Source organism: Sebaldella sp. S0638, from assembly GCF_024158605.1.
Classification (GTDB): Bacteria; Fusobacteriota; Fusobacteriia; order Fusobacteriales; family Leptotrichiaceae; genus Sebaldella.
The window spans coordinates 1-8,409 of record NZ_JAMZGM010000157.1 but is presented as its reverse complement, the minus strand read 5'-3'; the positions used below and the strand labels follow the sequence as shown (position 1 = coordinate 8,409).

At 32.0% G+C, this 8,409-nt stretch carries 8 protein-coding genes and 1 pseudogene; 8 read left to right on the top strand and 1 reads right to left on the bottom strand.

Annotated elements, in window-relative coordinates; translation table 11 throughout:
• Positions 1–108 precede the first annotated feature (108 nt).
• Positions 109–261 (top strand): hypothetical protein, encoded by a 153-nt coding sequence (locus NK213_RS18200; RefSeq protein WP_253351875.1) that lies wholly within the window; start codon positions 109–111, stop codon positions 259–261.
• 84 nt (positions 262–345) lie between these two features.
• Here the strand turns inward: NK213_RS18200 and NK213_RS18195 are convergent, their stop codons facing one another.
• Positions 346–975, bottom strand: a complete 630-nt coding sequence (locus NK213_RS18195; protein WP_253351874.1) for a hypothetical protein — start codon at positions 973–975, stop codon at positions 346–348.
• A gap of 229 nt (positions 976–1,204) precedes the next feature.
• On the opposite strand from NK213_RS18195, the gene NK213_RS18190 reads away from it, so the two are divergent.
• The 7 genes and pseudogenes from NK213_RS18190 to NK213_RS18160 all read left to right on the top strand — a co-directional run.
• On the top strand, positions 1,205–1,870 hold the full coding sequence (locus tag NK213_RS18190; protein WP_253351872.1) for a toxin-antitoxin system YwqK family antitoxin: 666 nt from the start codon (positions 1,205–1,207) through the stop codon (positions 1,868–1,870).
• A 77-nt stretch (positions 1,871–1,947) separates the two neighbouring features.
• Positions 1,948–2,790, top strand: a complete 843-nt coding sequence (locus tag NK213_RS18185) for a hypothetical protein (protein WP_253351870.1) — start codon at positions 1,948–1,950, stop codon at positions 2,788–2,790.
• A 99-nt stretch (positions 2,791–2,889) separates the two neighbouring features.
• Positions 2,890–3,654 carry a glucose 1-dehydrogenase gene (locus tag NK213_RS18180; protein WP_253351868.1) on the top strand — a complete coding sequence of 255 codons (765 nt, stop codon included), beginning with the start codon at positions 2,890–2,892 and terminating at the stop codon, positions 3,652–3,654.
• 271 nt (positions 3,655–3,925) lie between these two features.
• Positions 3,926–4,432: a YcxB family protein gene (locus NK213_RS18175; protein WP_253351866.1), complete on the top strand. Its 507-nt coding sequence runs from the start codon at positions 3,926–3,928 to the stop codon at positions 4,430–4,432.
• Between the two features lie 57 nt (positions 4,433–4,489).
• Complete coding sequence (locus tag NK213_RS18170; protein WP_253351864.1) at positions 4,490–4,924, top strand: hypothetical protein; 435 nt, start codon at positions 4,490–4,492, stop codon at positions 4,922–4,924.
• The gene (locus NK213_RS18165) at positions 4,921–5,898 is read left to right on the top strand and encodes an HAD family phosphatase (protein ID WP_253351862.1); all 978 of its coding nucleotides are present in this window, start codon (positions 4,921–4,923) and stop codon (positions 5,896–5,898) included. Before NK213_RS18170 ends, NK213_RS18165 begins: the two co-directional genes overlap by 4 nt.
• 496 nt (positions 5,899–6,394) lie before the next feature.
• Positions 6,395–8,409: pseudogene (locus tag NK213_RS18160) on the top strand (adhesin); the annotation flags it as partial.

Here is an 8,409-nt window from a genome sequence, read left to right as displayed (position 1 = left end):
TCAAAACACCTCTTTCTTTTTTTATTATATCATTGTTTAGATTTTGGTGTTCCTACTTTACTATAGCACTACATAAAATCAGGATAAACTAACAAAGGAGGAATCATTATGAAAAAGGTAATGTTAGTTGTGCTGGTAGCAATGGGTCTGTTTAGTCTGAAAAATGTATATGGCAGCGGGGAAAATGATAAACTGAGGGAATTCAAACAGGCGATGGAAAATGAAGATATAAAAGCTCTGGATGAATTTCTGAGATTATAGATATTGGTATATAAGGCAGTTTACAATAATGTTATGTTCTTTGCGCAGAGAATATAAAATTATGTAATCTGCCTCTTTTAGTTTTTATACGATTTTCAGGTTTTCAATTCTGTTTCTTATAATTTCCTCTATTGAAACGGAAAAATTATGGAGTTTCAGCATTTCAAAGAGATAAGAATCAAGATCAATTTTCTGAAAATTATCAATTGAAAGGTATTCAGCAAGTATTTTTGACTGATTTGAAAAAATAATCAGAAGTGAGTATAGTTCCTGAAAGTAAAATGGACGATTTTTGTCTATTATTTCTGAAAATGAGGAACTGTAGGATTTTAGAACATTATATTCATCCTTTAAAGCAGTGGTTGTATTCGGCAGATCAATACTGCCGGAATCTAATTCTGTAAGGTAATCCTGAATATTATGAAAAGATTTTGTGATATTGGAAATTTCCAGCCATATTTTTTTATATAACTCAAACTCTGTGTCAAATTGTGTTTTATACACAAAATTCATTCTTTCGATACTGCCGTTTAATCTCGAAATCTCTTTGTCAAATTCATTTTTTTGAGCGGAAAGACTTTTTTCATGCTCTTCTTTTTGAAGATTAAGTTTTTTATTTTGTCTGTAAGCAATAATGCTAAGAAAAATTGTTGTTGCTGAAGAGATAAAAACAGATAATAGACTGAATAAATAAGTTAAAGAAAATTCTTTCATAAAAAACCTCCCTGTAAACTGAAAAATGGAACTTCATTTATATGAATCATAACATATAAATTAAAAAAATATAAGTGGAAATTGTTATATTGATATATAAGGGTTTAATACAATAATGTAAGAAATATGTTTACAAAATGTAAAAAATATTATAGAATAAACAATAGTTATGAAGAGATAAAATTTAAAATTTTAATTTTTCATGGAGCAATAAACATTAGGAGGAAAAATGAAAAAGGTAATGCTGTTTATAGGAATATTTTTTATGAGTTTAGTAGGATATTCTGAAAACTTTAAGGGAACAGATAAAGAATTCATGGAGATATTTAACCCTAATTTTGATACATTTACGAAGAAAGACGGAAGTGTATACACAGGGAAAATAGAAGTTACAAGAAGTGCTACAGGTAAGCCATGGTTTATAATGGATATAAAGGACGGTAAGAAAAACGGAAAAGTAATTTTTTATTTTCAAGATGGAAAAATAAAATCAGAATCAAATTATGATAGAGGAAGAATAACAGGAAAGTATGTTTTTTACGATGGCAAAGGAAAAGCACTATACGAGACAACACTAGTAAATGGAACAGGGGTAACAAAAGATTATACTGAAGACGGGAAGCTTACACTTACTATAGAGTATGTGAACGGTGTAAAAGAAGGAAATGTAACTACTTATAATCCAAACGGAACAATAAAAGAAGTGACTTATTATTCTGACGGAAGAGAAGATGTGGCACCAGGTACGGCACCATTGTCTGTGCCGGCAACAGTTAAGACAAGTGAAGAGAAAAAAGCAGTAATTTTGGAAATAAAAGCAAAAATGATAAATATAGAAAAAGAATTGTATGCAGATTATTATAATTTATTTACACCAGCAAAATCAAAAATTTAGATAAATAAAAAAGGAGTATTGCGATATTCCTTTTTGTTTTTCTGTTAAAAATAATACTGAGAAGGAGAATAAGATTTATGAAAAAGTTTTTTATGGGAATATTTGTAATGTTTATGGTTTTTAGCTGTTCATTTAAAAAAAGTGTATTTATTTTGGATAATCCTACAGATACAGCAGTTAATGTGAAGATCGACGGGAAGGAATACAGTCTGGGAGCCGGTGAATATGAAAAAATGAATTTGAAACCGGGGAAACATACATTAACAGATTCGCAAGGCAAGGAGTATTCTTTTATTGTGTATGCAGATTCAAAAGGTGGAATAATTAATCCTACAAGAAGTGATTATATTTATGTAAGCATGGCCTATGCAGTAGAAGGAGCGGGGAATTCGTTCAGACCTATGGGAAAAGACATAATTGTAGACGGATTAAAATACGAAGGGCCGTTTGGAACAGCCAATGATCTGATAATAGATAAAAATCTTAAGAACTGGAAATATGATATTCATACTCCGTTTCCAGATACAATATATACTAGTGACAGAAACAGCAAGGGAAATATTTTTACAAAGATTTTTACACAAAAGGAATTTTTGGACTTTGCAGAAAGTATGGGAGTTCAGGGAACACCGGCAGATAAGGATGAAGTGAAAAAAGAGCCGGAAAAACCATCTGTACAAGAGTATAAAGTGCCTCCTTTCAAAAATCCTGATGTAAAAAAATATGCAGAAGAAATGGTGGCTTTGGATAAATCTTATGCAACAGCAGTAAATGCTGGAGAGCAGAAAAAAATAATGTCGGAATACAAAAAAACTTGGAAAAAATATGTTCAGGCTTCAATGGATGATAATTCAGATCTGGAACTTCTGGGTGAACTGAGTTTTAATAATCTTGGCAGAGGAGTTCTAGTAACTGAGTGATTAAGCCTGTAATTATTGAAAACGAATTTTTTTTGTGATAGAATAAATAAGAAAATTTAAATGATTTTCTGTATATTTTTTATTATTGAGAGGTGCTTTATGAATTTTGGGAAAAAAGTAGTAATAGTAACCGGAGCAGGCGAAGGAATAGGAAGAGCAGTAGCGGAAAAATACGGGGAAGACGGCGCATTTGTGATTGTTGCTGATATTGACAGTGAAGCAGGTAAAGAAACACGGGACTGCATAATAAAAAATAACGGGAATGCAGTATTCGTTAAAACAGATGTTGCCAAAGAGGAAGATTGCAAAAATCTGGCTGAAGAAGCTGTGAAAAAATATGGCAGAATAGATATATTAATTAATAATGCAGGTATTGCCAATGCAAAGAAAGCCGGGATTTTTGGAGAAGGTATGGAAGAATTTGACAGGGTAATAAGTGTAAATCTCAGAGGAACATTCATGTGTTCCAAGTATTGTATACCATTTATGAAAGCCGGAAGCAGTATAGTTAACATATCTTCTACAAGGGCTTTTATGTCAGAGCCTGAAACAGAAGCATATTCAGCATCAAAAGGAGGGATTACAGCTTTGACTCATTCTATGGCAGTTTCTCTCAGTGAAAAGAATATAAGGGTAAATAGTATTAGTCCCGGATGGATAGATGTATCAGGATGGAAAAAAGGCGGACAAAAAGGAGATATTTTGTCAGAAGCTGACCACAAACAGCATCCCGCTGGAAGAGTAGGGAAGCCTGAGGACATTGCCGCGGCATGTTTTTACTTAACAAGACAGGAAGCAGGATTCATTACAGGAACAAATCTGAATGTCGACGGCGGAATGACAGTGAAGATGATTTATGTATAAGCAGGATTTATTTTACTGTGTTGGTATATTTGGTGAGTAAATGATTAAAAAATAATAAATCCGGATAAATATAAAAAATACTGCAAAATTCAAAGAGATAAATATATAAATAAAATGTAATATAATGAGAAACAGTCTGATATAATCAATTCAGAGTGTTTTTTTGTATAAGAATTCTAAAATAAAAATTTGATATTTTAGAGGAAATATAATAAAATTAGAAGATAGAGATATTTTAAAATAATATATATAAGGAATGGAAAGAGGGAGTATGAATATAGAAATAAAGAAACTGTCATTTAAAGACTATGTTATCAGCAGAATTGAGATGGAAAAGATGAAACTGCTAATTTCTCTGGGAGTTATATGGGCTTATATAATCTTTGAGATGAACCGTAAAAGCGAAGGTGCCGGAATGGTAAGTGTACTGAAAGAATATACAATACCTGCGGTTATTTACTCTTTGGGGATAAATATATTCGTCTATCTGGTAGTATATTTTTTTTCATATAAAAAAGCACAAAAAGAAAGCGGAGTTATAAAAGCACAAGTGACAGATAACTATTTGAAAAATTTCTATTTTTTTGGAGATAAATCAAAGCAGTCAATGAGAAAATACAGTGAATTTAATAAAATATATGAAAGAAAAAGCGGTTTTTATTTTAATTTAATCGGAAGAATTACATTTTTTATGCCTAGAAAAGGAATGACAGCAGAAGAAATAGAATATGTTTCGGGAGTAATCAGTAAAAATAACGCAGCAGACAAAGCAAAGTAGGCAAAACCTAAAAAGAAGAAATAAAATTCTGTTGTTTTCAATATACAGGAGGTCTTTATGGAAACTTTATTAAAAAAGTTAGATTCAAAAACAAATAATAATATGGTTATTTTTAATATGCCACCGGAGTTTGAATCGGTGGAGAGAAATCTTAATAAAGAAATACACGTTTATAAGAGTAATACTGCAATAAAAACTGAGTTTGTACTTATTTTTATAAAAACAAAGGCTGAATTGGAACACTTTACATTACATAACAGGAGTTATCTGCTGAGTTTTTGTGATGATCTGATATGGTTTGCATATCCTAAGGAGAACTCAGAAAAATACGGTAATAAATCTAATATTTCCTGCGATGAAGGATGGGAGCCGCTGTTGGATCTCGGATACAAAGGGGTTCGTATGGTATCTATAGACAGTGACTGGACTGCCTTTCGGGTAAGAAAAGAAGAGTATATACTAAAGCAGGGGAAAACACGAGGAGAAGCATGAAAAAAACTTTAATTATTATATTGTTTTTACAGATATTTTTTTTATCTGTTTCAGACACTAAAAAATCAGTGTTGGCAGAAGACCAGCTTCCGAGCTGGGACAGCGGGATAAGGGAAAAAATAGTCAGTTATACAGATATGGTGACTGATCCGAAGAATCCCGGATTTATACCCGAAAGCGAAAGATTTGCCGTATTTGATAATGACGGTACGCTTTGGGCGGAACAGCCTGTGATAGAAGAATTATTTATTATATATTACGCGAAAAAAATGATAGAAAAAGATCCTTCATTAAAGAATAAATCCCCGTTTAACAGGATGAATGACTTTTACAGCAATGGTAAGTTTGTAATAAAAGACAGAAGGGTATTTGATGAGATTGTAGGAATTGTACATGAAGGAATGACTAATGAAGAATTCCAAAAAACAGCAGAAGCTTTTTTTCGTGAGACAAAATATCCCGGGCTGAATGTGCCTTTGGAAAAAACAGTCTACCAGCCTCAGCTGGAATTAATGAATTACTTGAGAAAAAAGGGCTTTAAGGTATACATATGTTCAGGCGGGGAATCTGATTTTATGAGGGTAATTTCCGAAAAATATTACGGAATTTCCAAAGAACAGGTAATAGGAAGTGAACTTGTTTTTGAATATAATGAAAATACAAATGTTATGATAAGAAGGTCAAAATTATATACAGACAATAACGGAAGGGCAAAAGCGGTAAATATTTATCAAAGATTAGGAAGACCGGCGGTTTTCGCTGTGGGAAATGTACGTTCAGGCGGGGATATCTACATGCTGAGATATAGTCAGGCTTCTAAATATCCGTCATTTCAGCTTCTTATAGATCATGATGATGAAAAAAGAGAGTTTTTATACAGTGAATCTGATAATATATCACTTGAATGGGCGAAAAAATATAACTGGAATGTAGTAAGTATGAAAAATGACTGGAAACAGATATTTCCTAAATAAATATTTTTTTAATTCTACAAAACAATAAGCAGAATTAATGCTATCTGTATTATTGAACAAGGTAACCTATTTAAATGAAGCAGGGTTAAGTTTTTGTACTATAATGTTGCTATTATGATAGGGACGAATGGGAATCAATACCGGGAAATAATCTATCTATAATGGGAATTAAGATGCCAAAGAAGATAGAAAATATGTGAGAGAAATTGAAAGACGAAGAATCCAATTAATTTGGATTCTTTTTTTGTAATTTAGTTTTAGAATTAATAATATAAGTTTTCTCTTATAAAATATACATTTAAATTATATTATTAAATTAAAAAAATGGATAATTTTAAATTCTATTGACAATAAACTAATGTTGGTATATAATTTGTCAAAGGAAAAACAAAGGTAATGTTTTTAAATTGCAATATGTGATTAAAACCATAAATATATTAGTATTTTTAAAATATCACTTTTGTTCCAAAAATAAAAGGAAAAGGTGAGGAAGTTTATGAAGAAAGGTAAGAGGAATAATTTTAGCAGGAAAAGTACGGCTATAGGTTTGTTGTTAGGAATGTTTATGAATATGATAAGTTTTTCTGACAGCACACTGATAAAAGCAAGAAATGGATCAACAGTAAGGGTAATAACAGCACCAAATGGGACGCCAATGATAGAGTTGGCAAATCCAAACAGTTCATCAATATCAGTGAATGACTTTGACAGGTTGAGTGTGGATGAGAAAAATCTGATATTAAATAATATATCACCCAAAGAGGGACAGGCATATAGAAGTGAACTTGGAGGAATAATAGCTCCAAATGAAAACTATACAGGAAATCCAGCAAGAGCGGTATTAATAAGGGTACATAATGATCCGTCAGTAATCAATGGATTCATAGAAGCAGCCTCAACAGGGAGAATGGATTTAATTTTTAGTAATCCAAATGGAGTGTATTTAAACGGAGGCTTGGCGGGTAGGTTTGGCAATGTATCCTTCACAACTGGTCGTGTAACAGATGATCTTATGACAATAATGGTTAGAGATGGCAGAATAGAGATAGGTAGTAACAGCTTTAACGGAAATGCAGCAGAAAATTTAAGCTTACTTGCTAAAAGTATCCAGATAAATGGGCAGTTAAACGGGAATGACTTAGCTTTAATAGGTGGTCAATATGATTACAATACAGGAACAAAAGAGACAATAAAACAGGGAGATAATCCTGGGGAAGTGTTAATATCATCATCAGTAGTAGGAAGTGTTTACGGTCGTAATATTTACCTGAAAGCAGTAGGAACAGATATTGCTGTAAAAGGAGATATGATAAGTCGAAAAGTACTTAAAATCAATGTTGATGGGAGTTTGGTGTTATCAAAAGTACAGGGGACTGAAAGTGTGGATATTAAAGCAAAAGAATTAACCCAGGAAGGTTCAACATACACTGAAGGAAAATTAACTGTGGAAGCAGATAATGTAACCTTAAAAGGAACAGGAACTCAGGCATCAGAAATAAAAATAAGCGGGAACTTAAATAATGAAAGTAACCTTTATTCAAAAGGGAATGTTACTGTGGGAGGAGACACTAAGAATAAAGGACAGCTGATTTCAGAAGGAAAACTAGAGGTATCGGGAAATCTGGAATCTGAAAATTTGGTTTATGGAAAAGAAGAAATACAGGTTGGGAAAAAGTTAAATAATAGTTCAGATTTACAAAGTGAAGGCAATATAACTGTTTCAGACACTGTTTCAAATAAAGGAAAAATCCTTGCTGACAAAACCCTTAATATAAAAGGAAATACAGTTAATGAAGGAACTTTATACGGAAAAGATACCATAAAGATAGATAGGGATTTACAGAATTCAGGAAGTATACAGACTACAGGAGGATTATCGGCTAAAGAAACTGTAAATAACGGGAAACTTGTGGCAGAAGGCAGTATATCTACAGGAAATCTCGAAAATGCCGGAGAAATAGTGACTAATGAAAAGCTGTCATCAAAGAAAATAGATAATAAAGCTACAGGAAAAATAAATACAGGAACTGGAATAAGTGCAGCGGGAAATGTGAGTAATCAGGGGACAGTGAATACAAATAAAGATTTTTTGATAACAGGAACTCTTGAGAATTACAATACTATGAATATAGGTGGCATACTGTCATCAAAAGATTTAGCTAACACAGGGGTTTTAAAAGTATCGGATAAGATAGCATCAAGAGGAACTCTTTTTACTAATAGCGGTGAGATAATAACAGAAAATCTTGATGTAGATGCTTCAAACAATATAATAAATACTAATAAGATTACAGTAGTAGAAACAGCTAAATTAAAAGGAAATAATATAAGTAATCAGGGAACTATGGCAGCTAATAATATTGAAATGACAACGCCAACACTTACAAATAGTGGTCAGTTATTAGCATCAGAAAATATAACAGCAAATAATACAAGTTTGACAAACACTGGGAAATTGGCTTCAAACAGTAAAATAGACTTGAATAATTCATCAGTAATAAATAGAAATAC